The organism is Chryseobacterium ginsengisoli (assembly GCF_039542325.1).
Classification (GTDB): Bacteria; Bacteroidota; Bacteroidia; order Flavobacteriales; family Weeksellaceae; genus Chryseobacterium; species Chryseobacterium ginsengisoli.
Map to the genome: position 1 here is coordinate 1 of NZ_BAABHX010000008.1, position 25213 is coordinate 25213.

A 25213-nucleotide genomic window follows, 5' to 3' on the forward strand; every position below is an offset into this window, starting at 1 on the left:
CTAATGTTTTGGTTACAGTGCCGATGGTTTGCGTCGTTGTGGTTTCCAAAGGGATCCCGATCATGTTTTTACTGATCATTAATTGGTTGTTCTTTTCAGCGGCGTAAGAATAAATAGTTTCCTTAATCGTACTATCTGGAAATAAGCTAACCTCCTTTGTAGGAAACATATGTGTTAAATTATTATACTGATAGTTAATTGTAGTCTTTATAGAATCAACAACATTATTCTTATATGAAAAATCTGTTATTTCTTTTTGCTTGAGTTTATAACTTTCAGTGAACAAAGAATAGAATTCAAAGCTAAACTGATTAGCTCTTTCAGAACTATTAATATCGGGTTTAGCTTGTTCCCTCACTTCAATACGAGCTCCAAAATCATTATTTATATATGGGCTATATGCATTGTAGATGTTTTTTTCTTTCTTAACGATTCTATAATTATCATTAACTGTTTCATAATCTTTTTTCTCAATAAGATTTCCTACTCTCCATTCTATTGTATTGGATGTTATAGGGATTGAGAAATTAGTATCACTAATCAGGTTTGAATTATCGTCACCAGAATTAGATGAAAAGATATAATTATTTTTAATTTTTTTATTTGTATTAATGTCTGAAGTTAATTCGCTTACATCATAATATGATGTTATTGAACTCGTCAAATTACTAAATGGGAAAATAGCTAAACCATAAAATTTGTTTACATATTTTTGGAATTTATCATATTTTGATTCTATAAAAATAGGTAAGCTCCATAGAATTCCACTTGAATTATACTCAAAATTTTTCTCTTTAATTGAAGAGTTTGTAGAATCATTAAATCTTACTTTTTTAATTCTCAGTCCTCCTGATTTATGATTTTCCGCTAGTGTATTGGAAGAGGAAACAGCTGACGAATTCGTCCACATTAAAGACATATTAAAACCATAAGTGGGTATTTGTCCGTTATTAATCTTGTTTGCCGTTAAAATATATTCACCACTATTTAATACGAAATTAGTATTGTTAAAAGTATTAGTAAGAGTAATAGGCTGAAAACTTGTGTCATTTAATTTTGTAAGACTAATACTATACATGCAATTTGTTCCTGCATTTAGACCACAACCTTCAATATTAATATGTACTGAGATATTTGTATTGTTTTCGTTAACTATAAAATTATTTGTATAAGTATTTTGATACACCACATTACCATTATCGTCAATGGATGATTCTCCTGCAAAATCAACCGTATTTGTATTATAATTGCCCACTCCTAAAAAAGCAGTCGACGGACTGTTGATGTCATAAAAGGTTTTGAAATCATTACTTTCATACTCAAAATTTACACTACCTCCGGTTGGATATTGTATTTTATTCAAAATACCATATTTTGCAAAATCAGTATTAATATTCCTATCTGCATCCCCTATTTGAATAATAGAATTATTACCTTGCCCTTGATCAAAAGTAATATTGGGAATCAAGTTGGTATTATTATGTGCACCATTATAATAGCCCCAAGCATCTCTAGCATATGATAATCTATTAGGTAAAGTAGTTGTATAGTATGAAAAAGTATATCTCCCTATTTCAACATTATTTTTATCCTTTAAAACAAAATTGTCTAGTTTTAATCTTTTATTGTTATTGTTATAAATGGATTGAAGAATATTTGGTAGTTCAAGATAGTTCGAATCATAATTTATATTGTTATAATATGAGTATAAAAAATCATAATTACTGATCGTTTCATTATTTACTTTATCGGAGATTATAATTTTTTGCAAGTATTTTAGAGTGGTAATATCTTCTCTATTGGAAAGAGATTTTATAAACTCTACTTTAGCATCTTCTGTTTCAATCTTATTTAAGGTTAGATAATTTACATTTTGTGTTGAAAATGTAGTTTGTAAAATATTATTTTGTGAGTTACAAATATCTTTTGATAATAGGTACGAATTACTTGGTGTTGCACTAAAGCCCGGCATCGGAATACATTTATATTTATATTGACCAATTAAATCCCATTGCTCATATCCAATTTGATCATCATAATAATAATTTATTGCTTTTCCTGTTGGAGATACGATTTTCAGCAAGTGCCAGCTTCGTGTATACAACTGACTATTACCAGAAGGTGAATTGCTTCCTGTTGCAATATTTATTCCACCCGTCATTGTTTCGGTGGCAAACCTACCATCAATATTTCCAAAATAATACTCAAATCCGCGATCATCTACAACCTTCCAAGAACCAATAGTTCCGGTACTTGATATAGACGGAATAATCTTTACAGAACTTTTGGGAGTTTGAACAAATTGTTGAGATTTAGGATCATATACAAACTTAATATTCAAATTTGGCGCTATCAAAGCAAAAGAGTCTGGCTGTAAATCCTGAGGTTCCTTGCTATTTAAATAGAATTCAAAATTTGAAGCATCATATTTTTGAACATTATCTTTATATGCTTTCACTTCTTGATATACATGATCTCCCTGATTATAAAAATCTACACTTCCTTTAACATTTCTGGTTATAACCCCACCGCCATTTAAATTCCAGCCTAATCCTACCCAAGTAGAAACTTGATCGACAGTGATCCCTCCCGAATTGTAGGATAGATTAACAGGAATATCTAATTTTCCGTCTAAATTTAAGTTATATATAGGAACATTTATATTTGGAATTCCAGTAGCATATGATATAGGTTGATCTACAAATTTCATCAAGGCTGCTACTTCAGGTGCTTGAGGAATAAAATTAAGCTTTTCATCAACTTTATTTTGTGATAAAAAATTATTATTAATAAATGATAATATAAATAATATTAATATTTTCTTCATGTGTTTATTTTTTTATGAGTTTAGCATTAGCGGTTTTTCCTGCATCGGTTTTCACAGAAATCAGATATGCTCCCTGAATTAAAGCCTGGGTATTGATCTTGGTCACCTTATTTTTAGTTTTAACACTCTGTAGCTGCCTTCCTCCCATGTCATACATCACAATCTCAGCATCTTTAAATTCAAAACCGATTTCAACATACGCATAGTCCGATACCGGATTCGGATAGATCTTTATATCCTGTTTCTCTATCAGCTGATCGAGTTGTCTGTCTCCCAGTTTTACGATCTTCCAGTTTTCTTTTCCGAGTTCCTCCGCACTTGTTCCGGCAAGAATAATTGATCCATCTCTGTTCAGTTTAATATCAGAAAGTCTTTCCTCTCTTTTTCTGGATTCTCCTTTCACATGTTTTCTCCACTGTTCATTACCCTTCTGATCTAGATATAGCATCCAGAAAGTTTCGTCATCTGTCTCGATTCTTCCCTCTGCCTGAGTATAGCCGCCCAGTAAAATGCCTTTGGAACTTTTATCATCCGAAGAATGTAAAACACTCATTCCCATTAAAACATCTCTATTTTTGAAATTGTAAGATTTCTGCCAGATTTCTTCGCCTCTTTCATTGAGTGAGATTAACCAAAGGTCAGTACCTTCTTCAATGCCAACGGTTTTGTTTCCAGATCTTTCCGATCTCGATTCTCCACCGATTAAATATCCCGTTGAAGTTAAAGCCAGTGTTCTCAAATGATCATCGCCTTTACCTCCAAAGTTCTTTTCCCATTCTAATTTGCCGTCCTTATTAAGCTTAATAACCCAATAGTCACCTTCGCCAAAGTTTTCAGTTTGTTTTGAGGTAGCAGATGACAGGTTAGAGGCAGCTGTTTTCCCGCTTCGCGAGTAGATCCCTAACAAAGCTCCGCCGTCTACGGTTGGAATCATTTTTTCTACTTCGTCCAATCCTTTTCCACCTAAAATAATCTGAGATAATTCTTTCCCGTTTTTGTCCAGTCTTACAACCAAAACATCTTTGGAACCAAATCCTTTTGAACCCTGAGGCTCTCGAAGGGTGGTGTTTCCCGCAACATAATATCCGAAATCGGTCGTTTGGATTACGCTTCTTGCTTCTTCATCACCTGTAGAACCAATCGTTTTCTGCTACAATTCATCTCCGAATTCATTGATCCTGATCAGCCAGATGTCAGATCCGCCTTTGGATTCATCTTTTTTATCAAGCCCTTTTCCGCTGTACGAAGTGCCTGCCAAAACGAAACCTCCTTCCTGCGTATTCACGGTTGCCGATAAAAAATCATGATTCTTTCCCGAGAAGTATTTCTCCCAGACTTCATCGCCCTGCCCGTTTAATTTTACCAAATGGAAATCGTAACCATTATTCTGCTTACTGTCTGCTGCCTGAAGCTTACTGCTTTGAATACTGCTTCCTGTAATTAAATACTGTCCGTCAATTGTTGTGGTGACCTGGGAAAAAAAATCCTGTGTTGAGGATTTGATATCCTTTTGCCAAACCACTTCTTGAGCATAGCCCAAGACGGAGCATAAGTATAATGCTCCTAAATAGAATTTCTTCATACTTAGTGTCTATTTTGAGTTGTTATTATTAATTTTTAAAACTTTGCAAAATTATCTTTTTTACATCACTTTAAGAAGATTCATGAATGAGATTTAATGTGAATATTGTCATCTTTCCACAAAGATATATTCACAAGGCGACGGAACTTGTCGTGTTATTTTTAAAGTGACTATTATGTTCATATAGAAATAAAGTAGGTATGTAATTCATTTGTGTATTATTTAATTCTGCAAATCTAAAAAAAAATAAATTTTTCTACAGAAGTATATTGTAAAATAAATATATAATCATTTATTTTATAATATTATACAAATCTAATTGTGTTCAGATAATTGTATTAAATTCAAAAATAAAATAAAGCCTCCGAAAAATCCGAAGGCTTACTATATAAATTAATAATTTAAATATTACTTTTTCACAAACTTAAATTCATGAGTCTGGAAATTTTTAGTATTGATTTTCAACAAATAAACTCCGGCAGAAAGTTCAGAAACATTGATCTTTTGATCAAAGTTTTCAGACTTTACCAATTGACCCGCCATATTATAAATCTGAATTGACTGTCCGTTATTGATACCCGAAATTCTAATCACTTCAGCAACCGGATTCGGGAAAATCTGGATTTTTGAATCATCTGTTTTTACATCTGACGTTGCAAGAGATGAAGCATGCAGATCTCCTGTCATTGTAGAATTGGAAGTAGTAAGATTTCCTCCGCAAGCTCCAGAAGTAACTGCTGTATTTTCTACCCAGGTTCCAAATGTAACTGAAGGTGGGTTTTGTAAGAAATTATTATTACCTGTAGAATTATAATAGATCAAATTTGGACTTGCAAAAGTTCCGCTTCCTTCATCTGCAAGAAACTCCCATCTTGATAAAGTATTATTCCATTGGATTTTAAATTCACATGTTCCCAAACCTCCACAATCCTGATCTCCAGTAACAGGTGTTGTGATGTAAATACCCTTATTATAAGCGTCTACTCCTGTTTTATTGAAAACAAAGTTCTGATTATCAAACAACGCATGACAGCCGTTGAATGTAATTGTCTGTGCGGAAGCAAAACTTCCGAGAGCAAGACAAAATAAGTAAAGACTTTTCATAATAATATTTTAGAATTGTGATGGGAAAACCCCTTGTAAAGAAATAATACATTTCAATGTGATAAACGGTGGTCTGTTTTCGTGAGCCTGACCTCCTCCTGTTGGATTTACCATCGTGGATTTCATTGTTGTATTTGAAGTGGCGTCAGAATATTCCTTGTCAAGCGCTTTTGTGTCTGCAGGAAGTGCATTGGTAGGAGAATTTTGATTTCCGTCCGCGGTTACAGCATTTACTGTATGTGAGTGAGCCGGAATTTGTGTCACTTGTAAAGTTACAGATTCTGCTCCTCCGGTTTGTCCCATTGTGTAAGTAGTAGGTCCTCCCGGAGCCTGTCCTTCGTGAACCAAAACTCTTCCCCTCATATCGGGAAGTGCGAATGTTGTTGTTCCGTTTCCTCCGTAAGTTGTTCCTAAAAGAGCAAAAAGAGCTTGGTTTTGGGCGATTGATAATAATTGTCCGTTACAAGCTGCCCAGTTTTTGGGTACAAAATTGTAAGGTACGAATGCGATTTGTCCTAGAAAAGGCTCAGAAGCTTGTGCTTTTACGACAGAAGTAGATGCAATGCTCAACAGCAAAGTACATCCAAGTGCAAGTTTTTTCATGATAAAAAAATTAGTTTTAATTAGGTGAGGTAAAGTTAGATATTATTCTACATATTTTAATTATTAAAATAAAAAACCTTTCAGAATTGTCTGAAAGGTGAAATTATTTAATGTAAAATAGATTATCTGTGTAAATTATCCTTAAAGTCATCGATCCTGAAATCGGTCAGCGCATTTCCTTTTTCTACTTTCTCTTTGGAGTAAAGCCGGAAGTCATTTTCTGTCTTTTCTAAAAGATAATCATAAGGTCCGATATGAGAAATTAACTTAACCAAAACTGGAGAAATTTCAAGACAGATAAAAAGTCCCATGATAAAAGATGCAGCTAAACCTATGATGGCAGAATTTTTTCCCAGTTCATCCAAAGCCTGTAATCTCGCTGCAAATCCATTAAATTTATCCTCAAAAGTTTCCGTAGATTTTCTTTCCGTTTCCAGATTTGTATATACTTTTGAAATTTCTTTGTCTAAATATTCCAATCGTGGGGAAACCTGCTTTTGATAACTTTCAAGATCCTGTCTTCTTTGTTCTTTCAGCTCCTGTTTACGTTTTGCATTCGGTCCGAAACCTTCCTTTCCACTCGTTAAACCGGATTGCTTTCCTAAAATTTCTTTTTCAAGTTCAACAGATGCCGAATCATAAGATTTTTGATACTGAACAATTTTATCTGAAATCTGTTTCTTTTCCGTTTCAAAAGGTCCGCTTTGCTGAAGAATTCTTCCGTTCATCTCGCCCTGAAGCTGTTTTTTATTTCTTTGAATAATTGTGTTTAATTGTTTATTAACCTCTTTTTCAAAAATTTTAAGTTCCAAAGGCTTAGAAATAATAATTCCTAAAAAAGTCGCCAGAACCAATCTTGGAATTGCCATTAAGATCTGATTCCACCATGTTCCTGTTTTTTTGATGGATGAGACGATATATCGGTCAAGATTAAAGATCATTAAACCCCATAAAACTCCAAAACCGATTGCTGTCCAGATCTCGTCAAAAACGGTATACATCGCATAACCAGCAGAAAGGGTTGCAAAAACTGCCGTGAAAAGTACAATTCCGCCAATTCCTGCAAATTTATTCCATTCGCTGGGTGTTTTTCTCAGAATATGAATGTTTCCTCCGGAGCATATCATCAGAAACTTTTGGAACCAATTTATTTTATGATTCAATTGATTTATAGTTTGTTGGTTATTTTTCATGATAGAAAATTTAATACAAATGTAGTACTAAAAATCATACCAATGTTAAAGATAGTATTATGTTTTACCAAGTATGTTGAGTTGAGATTTTAATAATTTGAAAATCAATTGTTTAATTTATTAAAGAAAATAGTATTAACTTTAAATAGCAATCCACAAAAATTTAATTATGAAAAATGTAATCAGGCTTTCATTAGTATGCATCACTTTGATCTTAGCTTCTTGCAAAAAAGAAAGAACCATTGATGATGATCTTAAAGAAGTAGCTGCAAGTATCAATAAAACGGCTCCTCAAATTTTAACAGACGGTGTTCGTCTGGACAGTGTTTCTGCACAACCCGGGAAAATTTTCAAGTATAATTATACTTTAACTGATGATATAAAAGAAAATGTAAGCCCGGAAGAAATCGCAACTTTCAAAGCCAATGCAAAAGATGGAGCTTTAAAAGTAATAAAAACTTCTCCCGATATTAAAGAATTTCGTGATAACGATGTTACGATGATCTATATTTATTATGACAAGAACGGTAAACAGACTGCAGATTTTAAAATTGTACCTTCAGAATATAAAGGAAAATAATTTCCAAAAATGAAAATGAGATTTAGGAAGTCTAAATTATTTTAAACGATTAGGGTTTTGCTTTAGAAAACTTTCCCAACCCGTGTAAGATTTTGTGTCGGCAATGGTTCCCGAATTAAAATGATGACAAACCGCAACCGCCAAACCATCGGAAGCATCCAGATATTTTGTAGGAAATTCTTTTAAGTTTAAAAGGCTCTGCAACATTCCGGCAACTTGTTCTTTGCTAGCGTTTCCGTTTCCGGTGATTGCCATTTTTATTTTTTTTGGAGAATATTCTGTGATGGGAATATTTCTGTGAAGACTTGCAGCCATCGCAACACCTTGAGCACGCCCCAGTTTCAGCATACTTTGAACATTTTTCCCATAAAACGGAGCTTCCAAAGCCACTTCATCGGGATGAAACTCATCGATCAATGCTAAAGTTTTGTCAAAAATATATTTAAGCTTTGTTTCGTGGTTTGGATATTTTTTCAACAACAATTCATGGATAGAAACCATTTCCATTTTGCCTTTTTTTACAGAAATAATTCCAAACCCCATTATCGTAGTTCCCGGGTCGATTCCTAAAATAATTTTCTCTACAATCATTGGCTCAAAGATATGACTTTCTTGAATTTTTAATCATGAAAAAAATAATTGAATGATATAAACGTATTAAAAATCTTCTTAACTTAAACAAAAATAGAACTATGAGAAATTTGATTATCATTTTAATGTTACCATTGTATTTCTTCTGTAACATTTTGCAGCTGAAAGATTTAAATGGAAAAACAAAGATTGCAGCTACGAGTACTTTGAGTAAAAATGCCAAGATTGTGTATCTTTTCTTTAAAGTAGAAAAAACGAATTCAGGTGTAGAAAAAATTACATTACAGGAAAAGAAAATTGTTGATGGTAAACTAAAATCAAATCCGACTTTTGAGGAAGGAGAAGGAAATATAGGAGATTTTGTAATTTCTATGACAGATGCGGGTGGAAAAGAAATTATGAAACAATTGGTAGAAGATCCTTTGAATCCGTCAAGAGAAGTTTACACCAAGGATGAGATCAGCAGAAATAAAATTTCATTAGAAAATGCCGAATTCAGCGTAAGATATTCACATTCTGCAGAAATTCAGACAGTGAAAATTGAGAAAATAACGAGCTCAGGAAAAAAATTAGTATTCACTCAAAAACTATAATCATGAAAAAAACTTTATTATCACTTTTTATAGGAAGTTTGTGTTGTGCTCAGACTTTTGAGACCGTTTCAATTTTACAGAACGGAACGAATGACAAGCGTATTAATATTGCGGTTTTGGGTGACGGATTTACTTCTGCACAACTTCCGGCTTTTGTTACTTCTGCGCAGAATACCGTCAATTATCTTTTTACGAAAAGTCCTTACACAGAGTATAAAAATTATTTTAATGCTTATGCCATCAAAGTAATTTCCACGGAATCTGGTGTGAAACATCCCGGAACTGCAACAGACGTTACAGAACCCGCTTTTCCTGTAGCCAATCCTAATAATTATTTTAGCTCAACTTTTGATAATGGTGTTCACAGATGTTATTACGGAAATACCACGAAAGTGACGCAGGTTTTAGCGGCTAATCTTCCTGATTTTGATATTGCCTATATTTTAGGAAATTCTACGGAATACGGAGGTTGTGGCGGAACATACGCTTTTGCTTCACTAAATTCTTCTTCGAATGAAATTGTGGTTCATGAATTAGGACATTCTTTCGGAAATCTAGCCGATGAATATTGGTTTTCGGGTACAGGTGAAAGAGCTAATAAAACACAGACCTCAAATCCGGCAACTATAAAATGGGCAAACTGGGTCGGCTTAAATGGAGTAGGAGTTTATGCTCATGCGGAAAATCCGAGTTGGTATCGTCCACATCAAAGTTGTGAAATGAGATACCTTAATCAACAGTTTTGTTCGGTTTGTAAAGAAGCAATTATAGAAAAAATCCACGCGTTGGTTTCTCCGGTAGATTTTTATACTCCGGTAAATAGCTCTACAGTAAATGCAAATTCCAATGTGACTTTTAATGTAACAGAAATTCTTCCCATACCAAATACTTTAGTGAATTCCTGGACGTTGAACGGAACGGCTTTACCTTCAACAAGTAACTCTATTACGATTACACCAAGTCAGCTGAATAATGGAAATAATACATTGATTTTTTCAGTGAATGATAATAATCCGTTAGTAAAAGTGAATAATCACAGCACAGTTCATTTTACCAATATAACATGGACTTTAAATAAATCTACAACTTTAAGAACATCTGAAGTAAAAGCAGAAGAAAGAAGATTTGCAATTTATCCGAATCCCGCTGAAAATGAATTTTACATCAAAGGAAAACAGGATTTTTCTAAAAACGTAAATGTTATTTTATATGATGCTTCAGGAAAATTAATTCCAGTGAAATTTGAATTAAGAGATCCTGCAAATTTGTATGTTGATATTAAGAATTTGCCTTCCGGAACTTATCTTTTAAATGTTTCTGAAAATAAAGGATTGATTATCTCTCAGAAGATTATTAAAGAATGATTTTAGACATTCAAATATAATTAAAACCGACTTTCATAAGTCGGTTTTTGTTTTTAATTATTAAGTTTATCCAACTTTTTCTCTGCAATCGGAACCCAGTTTTCATCGTGACGAAGTAAAATTATTTTATCAACTAAAAATTTAGTTTTGTATTCTTTGTTTTTATAAATTTCCCAAGCTTTCAGATAGTTCTCATAACTCAAATTTCTGAAACCGACTGTTACATGAGGACTGAAAGAATATTCCATAAAATTAAATTTTTCTTTCACTTTTAAATACAATTCCTTTAACTGATTATTTTCTTCAGGGTGTACAAAAATCACAGGATTTTTCGGATTTTCAAAACTTCCGAAACCATTTAATTCAATTTCAAAAGGAGAAATATTTGTATCGATTTTATGAAAAGCATCATGAATATCACTTTCCAATTTAATTCCCTTGAAAACGGAGGAAATAAAGTAATGTGTGCATCATTTTTTAGTGCTTTTGAATTTTCATAGTTTAAAGCAAAATCCTTTTTGAAAATTTTTATCTCTTCAATAACTTCCTGTGGCGGATAAACCGCTATGAAATATAATTTTTTCATGTACTGAAATTAAGAAAATTAAAAATATTTTTGATGCATAAGAAAATTATGTATAGATTTGCTAGGTATAAAAGATTAAATATTGAAAAAGAACAGTCTTTATAAAGGAACCCTGCAAAACATCATTCTAAAGCTACTTGCGAAAGAAGTGAAAATGTATGGTTATCAGATCACACAACGAGCGAAAGAACTCACACAAGGCGAACTCGAGATGACGGAAGGCGCTCTGTATCCGCTCTTACATAAACTGGAAGCGGAAGGAATGATCACATCTGAAATTCAAAAAATAAACGGAAGAGACCGTAAATATTACCTTTTAACCGAGAAAGGAAAAAAACAGCAGGTGACACAGGAAGAGGAAATGAAAAATTATTTATTTAACCTAAATACGATTTTTAATATATGATAACCTTTTTTCAGGAAAGAGAAATTGAAAAATATTTGTGGGAAAAGAAAATTTCGGGAAAACTTTTAACCGAGATAAAAGATCATATGATTTCTCAGATTTTAGAAATTCAAAATAATGAAAACTTAAATTTTGAAAAGGCTTTTCAGGAAACAAAAGTAAATTGGAGCAAGGATTTGATGTTGGTGAGAAAAAATATATTCTCAAGCCAGAAAATTACAAAAATCGCTTATGAGCTTGACAAAAACAAAAATAAAAACATATTTCTAAAATCATTATTGTATTCGCTGATTGTTGTAGTTTTTCAGATTGTTTCAGCATTGGTTTTGAGTGAAAGCTGGTACTTAGGTATTCACATTTTTAAAATTATTTTTGCTGTACTTCCTTTTGCATTGATTGTGATGTATATCCAGCAAAAATATTTGGCTAACAAAGTTCACAGAGATAATATCGTTGTTAATAATTTTATTCATCCGCTTTTTGTATTTGCTGTTACCTTGATTTTAGATAATTTCATTAAACTACCTAAAAATTCTCTTAGCATAATATATGATTATATCAATTACGGATCTCGGGGAGAAATTACGACATATGTTTTTGCAAAAAGTGTTATTGCAGGAGTCTTTCTTCTTACATTTTATTTATTCTCATACTTTTCTTTGAGAGAGAATATCAGAAGATTTAAAAATTACAAAAAACTTTATAGCTAAGAAAAATGATAACAACAGAACAGGAAAGCCAGATCTCATTATATTTAAGTTCAAAAAAGCTGGATTCTCAATTGTTTTTTGAGGTAAAAGATCATTTTATACTACAGATTTCAGAGATCATAAAAGATAATATAAGTTTTCAGGAAGCTTTTTTAGAAACTAAATTAAGCTGGGCAAAAGAACTCGAAATGGTAAAAGCAGATCTATTCTCCTTCAGAAAAATAGCAAAGATTGAAAAAGAAATTATTCAAAGAAGATTTCGAAAAATGATGATCATTGCGTTTTTGTGTTCGCTGATTATGGTGGCTGTTTTCAACTTAAACGAAAATGTCTATCTATGTTTACAAGGAAGTTTTATTGTTCTGCATTTAGGATTTGTTTTATACAACTTCATCTTCGGGAAAATGAAATTTACAGAATACCGACAGATGAGCTTTCATCCGTTATTATTACGAAACTTATTGTTGCTATTAATTGTTATTCCAGCTTCTAATATGTTGTTTTCGACAAGAGAAGGTTTTTGGGAGTTTCCGGCGAATCATATTTTTATCACTTATGCGGTGATCATTCAAATTCAGTTGCTTTATTTTAGAATTAAAAAGATAAATGTTTTATTGGCATGATGAATAAATTGCAGGAACAGCAAGTTACAGATTATCTGATTCTTCACAGACTTCCTCTTGATATTTTACTGGAAGTGAAAGATCACATGATTTCGCAGGTTTTGGATATTCAGATCAATGAGAATATGAGTTTTGATGAAGCTTTTCACAAAACGCAGAAATTGTGGGAAAGCGAATTTAAAATGACCAAATATTCTATCTTTTATAAAGAAGAAATTCCTGTTATTGTAAAGAAAATTGTAAGAGAAAAGTATAATAATATCATTAAAAAATCTTTGCTTTTCGGACTGGCTTCTTTTACCATTAATTTACTTTTAGTCTATTTTTCCGCTGATCAGGAAGTTTATAACGATCTTTTCAGGTTATATAACACTTTATTTGTTGCGGTTCCATTCTTATTTTGGGCTTTTAATTCTAAAATGAGGAAATATGTGAAAAAAGATTTTAAATATCAGGGAAAATTATTTTTCACCATGTATCAACAGAATCTCGGCTTGTTTATTGTCTGTATTAATGTAATGTTTCAGCTTATTCTGCGAGAAGATAAGCATGTTTTCCGTTTTTTCAGAACGAATGATCATGTCTCTGTATTTCCATTGATGATCACATTGATTCTTCCATTTATTTTACAGGCTATCATTATTTTTGTTTTGATCAACTTTTTTGAGCATAAGAAAACGTTAACCAAAATGAAAGATTTCCTAAATCTTTCCGCAGGATAGACCTACATTTTTATCGAATTCTTGGCTGTTTCGTTTTTCATTTCAGCGATCGAATTTTCAATAGCGTCCGTAATTTTTTTGATCTCAACATGAGGTTTGAAAGTAAAACCTTTTCCCTTTTCTTCATCAGCAATGTTTGATAAAATGATGACCGATGTTTTTGTTTCGGGATAGAAAATATTCAGTGAAGGAGAGCCTTTGATATAGCCACTGTGGAAATAAGCAGAAGGTTTTCCTATGTTGCTCATAATTCCGTAGCCATAACCCATTTTTCCAAAAATCGGATGATGTCTTTCTGCACTTTTGGCTTCGAATTTTTCTAATGTTTCTGAATTTAAAACTTTTGAATTGTACAGGGCATTATTCCACATATGAAGATCGTCAATTGTTGATAAAATTCCACCTGCAGGAATTCCGATGTCTTTGCTCCCTAATCTTTTGGGCATATTTTGAATCTTCTCGAAAGCTTTTCCGTTTCCGAGATAAGCTCCGGCAAAATTTTCCCCTTCAAATAAAGTTCCTGTTGAAGAATGATTCATTCCGATTTTTTTGAATAATTCCGAAATATTCTCATCATAAGATTTACCCGAAACTTTTTCAACAATTTTTCCTAAAGTATTGAATCCGTCATTGGAATAAAAGAAATCTGTTCCGCTTTTAAATTGTAATTTTCCACCCAAAGTATTCAGCCCGGAAGTATGATTCAAAAGCTGATGAATAGTAATATTTTCGTAATCTTTGTTTTGAAAATCTTTTATATATTTTGAAACTTTATCCTCAACATTCAGTTTTCCCTGTTCCATCTGAAGTAAAACCAAAGCTGCCGTGAATTGTTTACTGACAGAGCCGATTGCAAAAACCGTATTGTTTTTGATTTTAGTTTTATTCTTAAAGTCTGCAAACCCTTGATTTTTTCGATACAATTCCACGGAATCCTTGAAAACCGCAACGCTTCCGTTAAACTGATACTTTTTAAAAACAGAATCAATTTGATTTTTTAAAAGATTTTTCTCAAAAACAATAATAGTACTGTCGATGATGGCTTTTTTGTCGACCTGAACATTTTTTACTAATCTAATTTCTTTTTGACATGAAACTAAACTGACTAATAAAAAAGTAAATAGAATGGGAGAAAGTAATTTTTTATTCATTTAATGTTTTTCTTTTTGTAAGCAATTTGTATGCCCTTACAAAGAAAAAACCTCCTAATTTTCATTAAGAGGTTTGAAGTAAATTATATAAAATATTAATTAAAAAGAGACCGTATTAACCGTGTTTGTGTTTGAGGTTGTGAAAGTACTTTTCAGCGTTCCTCCTGAAGTAGAATAAGTTCCACCGGTATACATTCCCCATCCTGAAGTTCCTCCTACATAACTTCCGCCTGTATAAGTTCCGCCGAAATATACTTTGTATGAAACATTTTTCGCCAGATTAGGACTTGAGAAGTGGAAATAATAGACTCCGTTTTTAGGTTTGAAAGTCACCATTTCTGTACCCGAAGCATTTTCAATATGCAATATTGAAGTTGTTGCTAATTGTGCACTTGATTTTAAATACATTCCAACCTGCGTGGAAGCTGCTCCCATCGCTTTTGTCATGCTAGAATTTGAACCTCCCGAAATTAATAATCCTCCGTTCATTAAAAAAGTTCCGTTATAATCAATACCTTCTTCCGGCTGACTTGTCGGTCCGTTTACAATGGTTGTTCCGCCTGTAATGGTGATGTTTCCATTGCTGTCGATTGCGTCACTTCCTACGACGATATTTATTCCTCCTGTGATGTACAAATGACTGTTGTCATTGGCTTCTGTTCCTCCCGAAACCGTTCCGTAGGTTGCATTAATTCCGTCGTTGGAAGCGGTGATATTATTTACTCCACCCGCTAAAGTGATAATCGGAGCTTCAACTCCTTCGCCAACTCCTGAAGTTGCTGATATTGCAGAAACTGTATTCGTTCCTCCGTTTATCGTGATTGAAGCATCAGAATGAATACCATCATCTGTTGAGGTAAATGTATTGTTGCCATTATTAATCGTAATTGCTCCGACTGCGACTAAAGTTTTCGGATGGCTGTAATCTGTTCCTGAAACTAAAAATCTTGCCCCTGTTGTTTTAATTAATAAAGTCGGATTTCCTGTTGTGCTTCCGATCGTTACTGTTCCATCAGCTTTTAATCCTTTTCCTCCAGTTCCTGAACTTGTCGTCGTTACAGAACCCGCGTTGATCAAAAGATTTCCATCTGTTGTAATCGCAGAAGACGAATAAGAGTCTAAAACTCCTGTCGTATTTGTATAGGTTGCTCCGTTTCCTGCTGTGGTGATTGTAATATTTCCGCTATTGATTGTAATATTCTGACCTGCCGAAATTCCTTTTCCTCCATTTGCCGTTGAAGCTAAAGTAAGATTAAGGGTTCCTCCGTTTACAGTAATCCCTGCATCACTTTTTATTGCAGTAGAATAGGACGGATCATAACCGCTTCCCGAAGCTGTAAGAACTGCTGCTCCCGAAAGATTTGCTGTAATATTTCCGCCGTCAAAAGTGATATTTCCTTTGGCACTGATTGCTTTGGATTGAGCTCCTGTTAATGTTAAATTGAAAGTTCCTCCCGAAATTCCTATCGTTGAAGTTCCTGTTTTAATAGCTTTTACATCAGCAGAAGCCAAAGTTGCGGTAACATTTCCTCCTGAAATCGAAATTGCAGTATCTCCTGCATCAATGGCGTCTGCAGTTGCTGTAATATTTACCGTTCCGTTGCTCATGACATAACCTTCGGAATGGAATCCGTCTGAAGCTGCAGAAGTAACCTTGATATTTCCATTTTGTACCTCAATTCCTGCTGAAGTTGAAACACCATGTTTTTTTACTCCTTTAATATTCAGAGTTCCTGTTCCTGCAAAGATTATTTTCCCATCGGTTTGTAATGTTCCATTTTTTGTGCTTGAAGAACCGTCTGTCAACGAATTTGTTGTACCTGCCTGAATTGTGAAAGTATGTGTTTGTCCGCCTGTAATGTTGATAGCAGGTCCGGAAACGTTTGTAATATTAAGATTATTCATTACAAAATTGGCAGGAAGGGTAGAACTCATCGTCAAACTTCCTGTTGTGCTTGTTCCCAACAAATTATATTCTAAATTATTAATTGTGGCTGTTGAAACAACATTTACAGTTCCACCTGTCGCAGTAATATTTACCCCTTGAGTTGAATAAGGATTAATAATCGTAGCATTTTCCGAACCTTTATAAATGATATAAATTTTGGTTAAGCTAACTGCAGTAGGAGAGAAGGTTAAACTGTCAACTATACTTTTCGGTAAGTCTAAACTTGTTGTACTTCCGTTAAGATGAAACTTTGCATAATTAGTGTCAAATTTAATACTGTCCACAACCGGAGTTGGAGAAGCGTACATATTATTTCCTGAATTATGAGCGATAATGTTGCTTTGCGCCTTTAATCCGAATGACAAAATTAAAGCGATGAAGATATAAATGTGCTTTCTCATTTTTTGATCAGTTTTAAAGTTGTATTATTTACCTGAACCAAATAGAATCCATCTTTGAAGCTGCTGATGTTGATATCTTCATTAGGTTGATAAGTTCCGTTCAGAACCAATCGTCCTTCGGCTGAATAGATCTTTATTTTCAGTGCTTCTTTTTTGCCGGAAGTAATTCTGATATAATCTGCGGAAGGATTCGGATACAATTTTATTTGATCTTTATTCGCTCCGATTTCCTGCGTAGCAAGAACTAAAGAAGAAAAAGTGATCTTTCTTATAATAGTGGTCGGAATGGAAACATTCGTTGCAGTGCTTGTCGTTTTTACCAATAAATTACTTCCCGAAAAATAAAGTTTTCCGCTCGTGTCGATGGTGTAATCCTGCGTAGATCCTGTGTAATAGGTAACTTTTATCGTAGTTTGTGCAAAAGAAAATACAGCAAACAATAATAAAAATAAGAACACAGCTTTACTAAAAAGTTGTACTATTCTCATTGTAAATTAATTTTTTATAAATTCAAAATTAAATTATAGTTAACAACGAGAAAATAATTTGAGGTAAACGGTAAAAATGTGTCGGTAAATGAGAAGTTTTTAATTAAATGAAAATTATTTTGAGAAATTCTTATTTTGAAACCAAATCACAAAACCAAAAAATATATTCTCCATCTTCATTTTCATCAGATTTTGGTTTAGGATATGTCTTTTTTACAATTTCTCCAATTTCAAACTGAATCGGGTTTTTAAAAATAGGTCCGTCAAAAGTGAAAGTGTGAAACTCTCCGTTTTCTCCACAAGGATCAACATTTTCAGGTAAATCTTTAATAAAATCTTTATCAATAACTCTACCTGCAAAACTTTTATCAAGATAAGTTTCGTTGACGCAGGTTACAATAGTTTTAAAGCCTAGATCTAAAAATTCATGGATGAGGTCAGTTGTATCAATTTTCCACAATGGAAAAACTCCTTTCATTCCGATGGATTGCAATTGATCTTCGCGATATTTCCTTAAATCTTCCAGAAAAATATCACCGAAAATAGAATGAGTGACGCCTTGAGATTTTATTTCATTCATGGTTTTACTCATAATTTCACGATATTCCTCCATTGTCGGTTCTTTCGGAAGTTCCATTTTAATTAAAGGAAAGCCTAAACTTTCAGCCTGTTTTTCTAACAGCGAAACATGAACGCCGTGCATCGAAATTCTTTGAAATTCTTGATTAATGCTTGTGAGCAAAGATGTAATTTCAAATTTGTCTTCTTTTAAAGTTTTATATAAAGCAATGGCAGAATCTTTTCCGCTACTCCAGTTGAAAATGGCTTTCGGTTTCATGTTTAAAATAAAAATCTCCCAAAAATAGGGAGATTCTGTTAATTAATATTTTTTTACGTTAAATTTATCTTATCAAAAGCCTATTGTATCTCATCAGGTTTAAGCCATTTTATCTGACAATCCTTAAAATATTCATTGATTGCAGGAACAGCTACTGCCGCTTTTGGATGTACATCATGAAACAGAATAATTCCCTTTCTCCACAATAACATTAAAGTGATCACTCTTGAAGAAACTTCCTGTGAAGAGATTTTCTCACTCCAATCCTGCGAATCGATGTTCCATAAAAGAATTGGTTGCTTATTTTTCAATAAATAATTAATGATTTCCGGACTTCTTTGTCCATAAGGCGGGCGGAAATAAAATGTTTTATTATTAAAATCAAATACATCTTTAATAATACTGTTGCTTTCATCAATCTGCAATTTCCAGTCAGGAAGATACTGATGCGATTTGTGGACCATACTGTGAGATCCGATCCAGTTTTCTCCATACATAGATGCAACATTGTTTTTACCATTTGCAGCAATTCTCTGTTGTAATTTATCTCCTGATAAGAAGAAAATACCATTTAGATGCTGTTCTTTCAGAATATTGATAAGTTTATCTGTGTGACCATTTTTCTGAGTCGGACCATCATCAAATGTCAATAAGTAGCTTTTGTCTTTTGATTCAAAACCATTTTTTTCGGTTGGATCTAAAGTATTTATTTCGCTGGTTCTTTTATTGGACTTTGCAGCCAAACGAAGACATTCTAAAATGTAAGTTTTATAAAAACTTTTCGAATTCTGATACCAGTTTTTTAAATTTTCAGGTAATTCGTTTGAAAGCTTTTTTGTTGCTAGAACCAATTCCGGAAAAGTTGGATTTGCCTTTACAGAAATAACTTCAGAAAGAGCATCGGCTTCTAAATCTTTAAAATTTGAAACTAAACGATCCTGCGTCTGTTTTTTCCATGTTTTTACACCAGAAGAACTTCCGTCTTTTACACCAAGAGTTTTAAACAATTCGGATTCATTAAGAACATCGATATCTTTAAATGTTTCTAAAAATACAAGCATTTCCAATTTAGAAGCCACATCAAAATCTTTGGTGCTTTTCATTGGCAATTTCCAAAGGTCTCGGTTTGCTGTTGCGATGTTGGAGGGACCTTGTGAAAAGAGAAAGTTTGATAGTAAGATAAATAACAAAAGAACTTTTCTCATTATCTCATCTTTGTTTTTACCCTTAAAATAGCTTTATCATACACTGGATTTTCTTTATTTTCTTTCGCTAAACCGTAATAATAAAGTGCGTCAGAATATTGTCCGCTGTTTTCATAAATTTTAGCAATATTAAAGTATGAGCTTGCTTTAACTGTATTGTCTCCGGCAAATTTAATCGCCTCACGATTTGCCCAGATTGCTTCTGCACTTCTGCCTATTTTACTGAATGCAAGTCCAAGGTTGCTGTAAATCTGTCCGTCAAAAGGATTGTATTCCAAAGCTTGCTGATAATAATTAACAGCCTGTTCCATTCTGCCCGAATGATAATAATTTTCTCCTTGCTTATTGATGTCAAAAGCTCTCTGTCTGTCGTTTTCCGTAATAGAGTTGGTCGGTGTTGAAGAATATCTGTAGTTGCTTAATAAACTTCTCACGCCTTCCCACGAAGTAGAATTTTCGAAATTATTGATATCAACAATATTTCCCGATTCGTCTATCATGAAAACAACCCAAACAGTACCTTTTTTACGTTTTGGTACATCATAGCTTTTAATCAAAGTATTACCAATGTAGACATATACTTTTGCATTGCTTCTGTTTGAAAGCGTTTCGTTGTCGATTTCCCCTCTGTCGGAAAAATTATGAACGGCATAAATATATTTCTGATTTTGAGCTCTTTTTTCGATGGTAATTGTTTCGGGACCAAAACTGTCTGTATCATCTACATCCAAATTAGCATTTGTTCCTTCTTTGTGATAATAGCAAATATGATTGTTAGGATATGAAAGATGTGAATCGAGATCTGAAGGAGATTTTCCCCAGCTTAGAACGATTCTCATTCCGTCCAGATCTTCCATAACGGGACTTAAAGCATAAGTTAAACCGCCAAAAGGACCTTTTGTAACCAGTGTAGAATAACCATCTTTTTTAATGATTAATGTTATTTCGTTGTTGGCTTCAACAAATTGTGGAGGAATAATGGCTTTTCCGGAAGCATCGGTATTTACGGTTTCCGAAGTTTCACCGTTTTTCTGGAAGATGATTTGTGCATTTGGAATGACTTTGTCTTTTACAACAGCACTTAAAACTAAGAGTTCGTTGTTTTTTTGAGCGAAAATAAACGACTGCCAAAAAACGAACAGCAAAAGAATTTTTTTCATGGAATGTTTTTTTATTTAATTGGGCTCAAATATAAAAAATCCTCCAAAATTTTGAAGGATAATATTTCATATAGATTTTAAGTTTGAAATATAGGTTTGAATTTTCAGGAAAATTATTTGCTATAAGCAATGTATAAGTGCTTCTTTGTTCTTTCGTCTAATAAAATACTTGCTAAATCAGGATTCAACAGAAAATATAAAAAGTCTTTCGAATTTGTATTTACTGTTTCTGAAAACTCTTCATAATCTACTTCTTCACCATCAATATAGTATAAACTTTGGGCTAAATCTTTTTTAGGAAGTTCGGCTTTTACAATATCATTTTCGTTAATGTTCTCGTAAATACGACTGTCAAATTGTTCTTTTTTTACAATTTTATATCTGTAAATAGTTGGTTCCTTGGTTTGTATTAATATGATGTTTTCTTTTTTTACCAAATATTCATCAATAGAAAAGTCGATTTCACCATTATACTCAATATTTCCTTTTTTAACTGTGCTTTGATTTAGTTTTAAAATTTTTGCATTCTCAATATATTTTTCTCCAATTTTTAAACCTCCAACTAATCGGCTTTTAGGAGAGTAATATTCATGATCGCTATCATCGGATTTGAAAGCGACTACTGCAAAACCTTCTATTTCCTGTGTTCTTATAGTGTCTGAATTTTTCCTCTGGGAAAATATACTCGTGATAAAAGCAAATAAAGCAAAGCTTGTAATAAGTTTTTTGAAAAATCCTGTATTATTAATGTCAGGATTTGAAATTCTGTCAACTTGAATTCTTCCGCAAATAGATTCTTTTCCCATTGCCAAATTGTAAATCTCTTCATCCGAAAGATTTCTTAAATCATGTACATTCTTATTACAAAGCTCACAAAATCTCTTTCCGTCTGTAAAATTTGGAGTGTCGGATAATTTAAGCGGACATTTATATCCTATCTGAATATTATAGTTTTCTTTCATTTATAAATGGTTTTTACTTTATCTTATAAATTAAATTTCTTTATAATATATAGATGCTAAAAACATAAAAAAGGTTGGAATGTTTTTCAAATTTTTCTAAAGTAATAAAAAACCTCAAAGAAATTCCTTGAGGTTTAATTATATAATTTTTAAAACAAATAGTAGTAAAAATTGTCTGCCCGACTACGGGCTTACATGTTTCTTCTGTATTTACCGCCTACTTCAAACAAAGCATTAGTAATCTGCCCAAGCGAACAGTATTTCACGGCATCCATCATCACATTAAATAAATTCTGCTGATTGATGGCTGCGTGTTGTAAAGTTTTCAAAGCGGCTTCAGATTTATCTTCATTAGACTTTTGGAAATTATGAAGCGTTTCAATCTGAACCTGCTTTTCTTCCTCAGTCGAACGGATCACTTCTCCAGGACGAACCGTTGGCGAACCGTCTTTTCCAAGGAAAGTATTTACCCCGATAATAGGATATTCTCCGGTGTGTTTCAACCACTCGTAATGCATCGATTCTTCCTGAATTTTTGAACGTTGATACATTGTTTCCATCGCACCAAGAACACCACCTCTTTCTGTGATTCTGTCGAATTCTGCGTAAACAGCTTCTTCAACCAAATCTGTTAATTCTTCAATAATAAATGAACCTTGCAACGGATTTTCGTTTTTCGCTAAACCTAATTCTTTATTGATGATTAACTGAATTGCCATCGCTCTTCTTACAGACTGCTCAGTCGGAGTTGTAATTGCTTCGTCATAAGCGTTGGTATGAAGCGAGTTACAGTTATCGTAGATTGCATAAAGTGCCTGAAGCGTCGTTCTGATATCGTTGAAATCAATTTCCTGAGCGTGAAGAGAACGTCCAGAAGTTTGAATGTGGTATTTCAGCATCTGGCTTCTTTCGTCTGCTCCATATTTCAATTTCATTGCTTTTGCCCAGATTCTTCTTGCAACGCGTCCGATTACCGAATATTCAGGGTCGATACCGTTAGAAAAGAAGAAAGATAGGTTAGGCGCAAAATCATTGATGTCCATTCCTCTTGATAAATAGTATTCCACATAAGTGAAACCGTTTGCCAAAGTAAATGCCAACTGCGAAACCGGATTTGCGCCCGCTTCTGCAATGTGATATCCTGAAATAGAAACCGAGTAGAAGTTTCTTACTTTTTCTGTAATGAAATATTCCTGAACGTCGCCCATCAATCTTAAAGCAAATTCAGTTGAGAAAATACAAGTATTCTGAGCTTGGTCTTCTTTTAAAATATCAGCCTGAACGGTACCACGAACAGTCGCGATCGTTTTAGCTTTAATTTCAGCGTAAGCTTCAGCTGGAATAACTTCATCTCCCGTGATTCCTAATAATTTTAAGCCTAAGCCATTATTTGAAGGAGGCAATTCTCCGTTATATTTTGGTCTTGCTAAACCTTTATCGTCGAATTTTGTTTTTAAAACTTTTTCAACATTTGCTTCAAGCTTGTGTTCAGCGATATATTTTTCAACATTTTGATCAATTGCAGCATTCATAAAGAAAGCCAATAACATCGGAGCAGGTCCGTTAATCGTCATTGAAACGGAAGTCATTGCATTCACTAAATCAAATCCGGAATATAGTTTTTTCGCATCATCCAATGTCGCGATAGAAACGCCCGCATTTCCGATTTTACCATAAATGTCCGGTGGTAAAGCAGGGTCTTGTCCGTACAAAGTCACAGAGTCAAACGCTGTTGATAAACGCTTTGCATCCATTTCCGCAGATACGTAATGGAATCTTCTGTTTGTTCTTTCCGGTCCACCTTCTCCGGCAAACATTCTCGTTGGGTCTTCACCAGTTCTTTTAAAAGGATAAATTCCGGCTGTGTAAGGAAATGCTCCTGGAAGATTTTCCTGACCTTTCCATTTAATCAAATCTCCCCAATCGGTGTATTTTGGTAAAGATATTTTTGGAATTTTTAAATGTGATAAAGATTCTGTTGAGGTCTCTACTTTAATTTCTTTCCCACGAACGAAATAGGAGTAAAATTCAGCCTTGAAAGCCTCTTTCGTGTCATCCCAATTTTTTAGGAAGTCAATATTTTCCTGTTGAAGATCTTTTTCAGCTTTTTGATATTCTGTATCTAATGTTTCATTGGAAAGGAATTTTTTAACACCTTCAATATGATACATTTTTCTTGCTAATTCTGCCTGTTTTTCAACATTAGCATCATATTGTCTGTTGTTTTCAACGATTTCAGATAAGTAACGAACTCTTTTTGGAGGAATGATGGTTACTTCATCTGTAATTTCCTGTTCAACAAAACCTTGCAAGTTTAAGTCAGAAAATTTATCATTTACTTTAGCAACTAATCTATTGTACAAATCAGTAGTTCCGTGGTCGTTGAATTGAGATGCTTTTGTTGCATAAACAGGCATATCATCCAACGGACTTTCCCACAACAAATGGTTTCTCTGGAACTGTTTTCTTACGGCTTGAAGTGCGTCTAAAGCACCACGTTTGTCAGATTTATTTAATGCAACCAAGTCTGCATAATCCAACATGTCGATTTTTTCCAACTGTGTAGAAGCTCCATATTCAGGAGTCATCACATACATTGAAACATCGGCAAAATCTGAAACTTCAGAACCCGATTGTCCAATACCTGAAGTTTCTAAAATGATCACATCTGGATGAGCCAATTTCAAGACATTCAAAGCAGAATGAATGAACGGAGAAACAGAAACGTTGTTTTCTCTCGTCGCCATCGAGCGCATATAAACTCTTGGGTCATTGATCGCATTCATACGGATTCTGTCACCCAAAAGCGCACCTCCTGTTTTCTTTTTCGAAGGGTCGATTGAAATAATCGCAATTTTTTTACCCGGATTTGAACGTAGGAATCTTCTTACCAATTCGTCTGTCAATGAAGATTTTCCGGCTCCACCTGTACCTGTGATACCGATGATTGGGATATTTAAATCTTTTGATTTTTCGTCAATTGCTTTAACTAATTCCGGTTTTTCTTCGGAGAAGTTTTCAACTGCAGAAATGATTTTTGCAATGCTCGTAGATTTTTCAAAACTGATTGAATCTAAATCACTTGCTTCTACCTCTTTTCCTGTTGCAAAATCTGATCTTTTCACCAAATCATCGATCATTCCCTGCAAACCAAGTTCACGACCGTCGTCCGGTGAATAAATTCTGTCGATACCATAAGACATGATATCTTCGATTTCTTCGGGCAAGATTACACCGCCGCCGCCACCAAAAATTTTGATTTGCGGAGAGTTTTTCTCTCTTAAAAGGTCGTAGATATATTTGAAATATTCGTTGTGACCACCTTGATATGAAGTTAATGCAATTGCGTTGGCATCTTCCTGAATGGCTGTATTTACAACTTCTTCAGCAGATTTGTCGTGACCAAGGTGGATGACTTCGCATCCTGTTCCCTGAATGACACGACGCATAATATTAATTGCAGCATCATGACCGTCGAATAATGATGCAGCGGTCACGATTCTTACTTTATTTGTTGGAGTATATTTTTGGGTTTCCATAAAAAATCTAGAAAATTTCTGAATTTTCAAATATAAT

At 33.5% G+C, this 25213-nt stretch carries 23 protein-coding genes; 7 read left to right on the plus strand and 16 right to left on the minus strand.

Translation table 11 applies throughout. The features are described from left to right. From ABD940_RS19165 to ABD940_RS19190, 6 genes are all read right to left on the minus strand, one after another. Positions 1 to 2710: hypothetical protein (locus ABD940_RS19165; RefSeq protein WP_345207513.1), on the minus strand; the 2710-nt coding region annotated here is incomplete at its 3' end. 121 nt (positions 2711 to 2831) lie between these two features. Further along, entirely contained in the window at positions 2832 to 3842 is a 1011-nt protein-coding gene (locus ABD940_RS19170) for a T9SS type A sorting domain-containing protein (RefSeq protein WP_345207515.1), read from the minus strand. A gap of 135 nt (positions 3843 to 3977) precedes the next feature. Further along, entirely contained in the window at positions 3978 to 4409 is a 432-nt protein-coding gene (locus tag ABD940_RS19175; protein ID WP_345207518.1) for a hypothetical protein, read from the minus strand. 408 nt (positions 4410 to 4817) lie between these two features. Then, positions 4818 to 5513 carry a T9SS type A sorting domain-containing protein gene (locus ABD940_RS19180; protein WP_345207520.1) on the minus strand — a complete coding sequence of 232 codons (696 nt, stop codon included), beginning with the start codon at positions 5511 to 5513 and terminating at the stop codon, positions 4818 to 4820. Positions 5514 to 5522: 9 nt separating this feature from the next. Then, positions 5523 to 6116, minus strand: a complete 594-nt coding sequence (locus ABD940_RS19185) for a phage tail protein (protein ID WP_345207522.1) — start codon at positions 6114 to 6116, stop codon at positions 5523 to 5525. Between the two features lie 122 nt (positions 6117 to 6238). After that, a complete protein-coding gene (locus ABD940_RS19190) occupies positions 6239 to 7309 on the minus strand; it encodes a DUF4407 domain-containing protein (protein ID WP_345207524.1) in 1071 nt (356 codons plus the stop codon). A gap of 169 nt (positions 7310 to 7478) precedes the next feature. Here ABD940_RS19190 and ABD940_RS19195 point away from each other — a divergent pair, with 169 nt between their 5' ends. After that, on the plus strand, positions 7479 to 7889 hold the full coding sequence (locus tag ABD940_RS19195; protein ID WP_345207526.1) for a hypothetical protein: 411 nt from the start codon (positions 7479 to 7481) through the stop codon (positions 7887 to 7889). A 36-nt stretch (positions 7890 to 7925) separates the two neighbouring features. Here ABD940_RS19195 and ruvC read toward each other — a convergent pair whose 3' ends face one another. Further along, complete coding sequence (ruvC, locus tag ABD940_RS19200; RefSeq protein WP_345207528.1) at positions 7926 to 8480, minus strand: crossover junction endodeoxyribonuclease RuvC; 555 nt, start codon at positions 8478 to 8480, stop codon at positions 7926 to 7928. Between the two features lie 101 nt (positions 8481 to 8581). Here ruvC and ABD940_RS19205 point away from each other — a divergent pair, with 101 nt between their 5' ends. Both ABD940_RS19205 and ABD940_RS19210 read left to right on the plus strand, forming a co-directional pair. Beyond that, complete coding sequence (locus ABD940_RS19205; protein ID WP_345207530.1) at positions 8582 to 9073, plus strand: hypothetical protein; 492 nt, start codon at positions 8582 to 8584, stop codon at positions 9071 to 9073. Positions 9074 to 9075: 2 nt separating this feature from the next. After that, positions 9076 to 10437 carry a T9SS type A sorting domain-containing protein gene (locus ABD940_RS19210; RefSeq protein ID WP_345207532.1) on the plus strand — a complete coding sequence of 454 codons (1362 nt, stop codon included), beginning with the start codon at positions 9076 to 9078 and terminating at the stop codon, positions 10435 to 10437. Positions 10438 to 10490: 53 nt separating this feature from the next. On the opposite strand, the gene ABD940_RS19215 is transcribed toward ABD940_RS19210, so the two are convergent. After that, positions 10491 to 10865 carry a 2'-5' RNA ligase family protein gene (locus tag ABD940_RS19215; RefSeq protein ID WP_345207534.1) on the minus strand — a complete coding sequence of 125 codons (375 nt, stop codon included), beginning with the start codon at positions 10863 to 10865 and terminating at the stop codon, positions 10491 to 10493. Positions 10866 to 11105: 240 nt separating this feature from the next. On the opposite strand from ABD940_RS19215, the gene ABD940_RS19220 reads away from it, so the two are divergent. Genes ABD940_RS19220 through ABD940_RS19235 form a run of 4 tightly spaced genes read left to right on the plus strand, consistent with a single transcriptional unit; the run spans position 11106 to position 13484 of the window. Continuing rightward, complete coding sequence (locus ABD940_RS19220) at positions 11106 to 11429, plus strand: PadR family transcriptional regulator (protein ID WP_425550375.1); 324 nt, start codon at positions 11106 to 11108, stop codon at positions 11427 to 11429. Further along, positions 11426 to 12139, plus strand: coding sequence for a hypothetical protein (locus ABD940_RS19225; protein WP_345207536.1), 714 nt, complete (start codon positions 11426 to 11428; stop codon positions 12137 to 12139). Before ABD940_RS19220 ends, ABD940_RS19225 begins: the two co-directional genes overlap by 4 nt. Positions 12140 to 12144: 5 nt before the next feature. Continuing rightward, positions 12145 to 12762, plus strand: a complete 618-nt coding sequence (locus ABD940_RS19230) for a hypothetical protein (protein WP_345207538.1) — start codon at positions 12145 to 12147, stop codon at positions 12760 to 12762. After that, positions 12759 to 13484, plus strand: coding sequence for a hypothetical protein (locus ABD940_RS19235; protein ID WP_345207540.1), 726 nt, complete (start codon positions 12759 to 12761; stop codon positions 13482 to 13484). The genes ABD940_RS19230 and ABD940_RS19235 overlap by 4 nt, the downstream gene beginning before the upstream one ends. A 2-nt stretch (positions 13485 to 13486) precedes the next feature. Here ABD940_RS19235 and ABD940_RS19240 read toward each other — a convergent pair whose 3' ends face one another. The 8 genes from ABD940_RS19240 to ABD940_RS19275 all read right to left on the minus strand — a co-directional run bounded on the left by ABD940_RS19240 (position 13487) and on the right by ABD940_RS19275 (position 25176). Continuing rightward, on the minus strand, positions 13487 to 14635 hold the full coding sequence (locus tag ABD940_RS19240; RefSeq protein WP_345207542.1) for a serine hydrolase domain-containing protein: 1149 nt from the start codon (positions 14633 to 14635) through the stop codon (positions 13487 to 13489). 99 nt (positions 14636 to 14734) lie between these two features. Further along, a complete protein-coding gene (locus ABD940_RS19245; RefSeq protein WP_345207544.1) occupies positions 14735 to 16984 on the minus strand; it encodes a carbohydrate-binding domain-containing protein in 2250 nt (749 codons plus the stop codon). Further along, complete coding sequence (locus ABD940_RS19250; RefSeq protein ID WP_345207546.1) at positions 16981 to 17472, minus strand: T9SS type A sorting domain-containing protein; 492 nt, start codon at positions 17470 to 17472, stop codon at positions 16981 to 16983. The genes ABD940_RS19245 and ABD940_RS19250 overlap by 4 nt, the downstream gene beginning before the upstream one ends. A 130-nt stretch (positions 17473 to 17602) precedes the next feature. Next, positions 17603 to 18310: a Dph6-related ATP pyrophosphatase gene (locus ABD940_RS19255; protein ID WP_345207548.1), complete on the minus strand. Its 708-nt coding sequence runs from the start codon at positions 18308 to 18310 to the stop codon at positions 17603 to 17605. A gap of 80 nt (positions 18311 to 18390) precedes the next feature. Beyond that, the gene (locus ABD940_RS19260; RefSeq protein WP_345207550.1) at positions 18391 to 19515 is read right to left on the minus strand and encodes a polysaccharide deacetylase family protein; all 1125 of its coding nucleotides are present in this window, start codon (positions 19513 to 19515) and stop codon (positions 18391 to 18393) included. Next, entirely contained in the window at positions 19515 to 20675 is a 1161-nt protein-coding gene (locus ABD940_RS19265; protein WP_345207552.1) for a tetratricopeptide repeat protein, read from the minus strand. The genes ABD940_RS19260 and ABD940_RS19265 overlap by 1 nt, the downstream gene beginning before the upstream one ends. 113 nt (positions 20676 to 20788) lie before the next feature. After that, the gene (locus ABD940_RS19270; protein ID WP_345207554.1) at positions 20789 to 21637 is read right to left on the minus strand and encodes a hypothetical protein; all 849 of its coding nucleotides are present in this window, start codon (positions 21635 to 21637) and stop codon (positions 20789 to 20791) included. A gap of 191 nt (positions 21638 to 21828) precedes the next feature. After that, complete coding sequence (locus ABD940_RS19275) at positions 21829 to 25176, minus strand: methylmalonyl-CoA mutase family protein (protein WP_345207556.1); 3348 nt, start codon at positions 25174 to 25176, stop codon at positions 21829 to 21831. Positions 25177 to 25213 lie beyond the last annotated feature (37 nt).

Bases quoted from the DNA above. Each gene is read 5' to 3' on its own strand.
- ABD940_RS19255 (WP_345207548.1), bottom strand. From the start codon at position 18,310: ATGAAACCGAAAGCCATTTTCAACTGGAGTAGCGGAAAAGATTCTGCC.
- ABD940_RS19260 (WP_345207550.1), bottom strand. From the start codon at position 19,515: ATGAGAAAAGTTCTTTTGTTATTTATCTTACTATCAAACTTTCTCTTT.
- ABD940_RS19230 (WP_345207538.1), top strand. From the start codon at position 12,145: ATGATAACAACAGAACAGGAAAGCCAGATCTCATTATATTTAAGTTCA.
- ABD940_RS19180 (WP_345207520.1), bottom strand. From the start codon at position 5,513: ATGAAAAGTCTTTACTTATTTTGTCTTGCTCTCGGAAGTTTTGCTTCC.
- ABD940_RS19265 (WP_345207552.1), bottom strand. From the start codon at position 20,675: ATGAAAAAAATTCTTTTGCTGTTCGTTTTTTGGCAGTCGTTTATTTTC.
- ABD940_RS19195 (WP_345207526.1), top strand. From the start codon at position 7,479: ATGAAAAATGTAATCAGGCTTTCATTAGTATGCATCACTTTGATCTTA.
- ABD940_RS19235 (WP_345207540.1), top strand. From the start codon at position 12,759: ATGATGAATAAATTGCAGGAACAGCAAGTTACAGATTATCTGATTCTT.
- ABD940_RS19245 (WP_345207544.1), bottom strand. From the start codon at position 16,984: ATGAGAAAGCACATTTATATCTTCATCGCTTTAATTTTGTCATTCGGA.
- ABD940_RS19190 (WP_345207524.1), bottom strand. From the start codon at position 7,309: ATGAAAAATAACCAACAAACTATAAATCAATTGAATCATAAAATAAAT.
- ruvC (WP_345207528.1), bottom strand. From the start codon at position 8,480: ATGATTGTAGAGAAAATTATTTTAGGAATCGACCCGGGAACTACGATA.
- ABD940_RS19210 (WP_345207532.1), top strand. From the start codon at position 9,076: ATGAAAAAAACTTTATTATCACTTTTTATAGGAAGTTTGTGTTGTGCT.
- ABD940_RS19225 (WP_345207536.1), top strand. From the start codon at position 11,426: ATGATAACCTTTTTTCAGGAAAGAGAAATTGAAAAATATTTGTGGGAA.
- ABD940_RS19275 (WP_345207556.1), bottom strand. From the start codon at position 25,176: ATGGAAACCCAAAAATATACTCCAACAAATAAAGTAAGAATCGTGACC.
- ABD940_RS19175 (WP_345207518.1), bottom strand. From the start codon at position 4,409: ATGAAGAAATTCTATTTAGGAGCATTATACTTATGCTCCGTCTTGGGC.
- ABD940_RS19270 (WP_345207554.1), bottom strand. From the start codon at position 21,637: ATGAAAGAAAACTATAATATTCAGATAGGATATAAATGTCCGCTTAAA.
- ABD940_RS19250 (WP_345207546.1), bottom strand. From the start codon at position 17,472: ATGAGAATAGTACAACTTTTTAGTAAAGCTGTGTTCTTATTTTTATTA.
- ABD940_RS19240 (WP_345207542.1), bottom strand. From the start codon at position 14,635: ATGAATAAAAAATTACTTTCTCCCATTCTATTTACTTTTTTATTAGTC.
- ABD940_RS19185 (WP_345207522.1), bottom strand. From the start codon at position 6,116: ATGAAAAAACTTGCACTTGGATGTACTTTGCTGTTGAGCATTGCATCT.
- ABD940_RS19205 (WP_345207530.1), top strand. From the start codon at position 8,582: ATGAGAAATTTGATTATCATTTTAATGTTACCATTGTATTTCTTCTGT.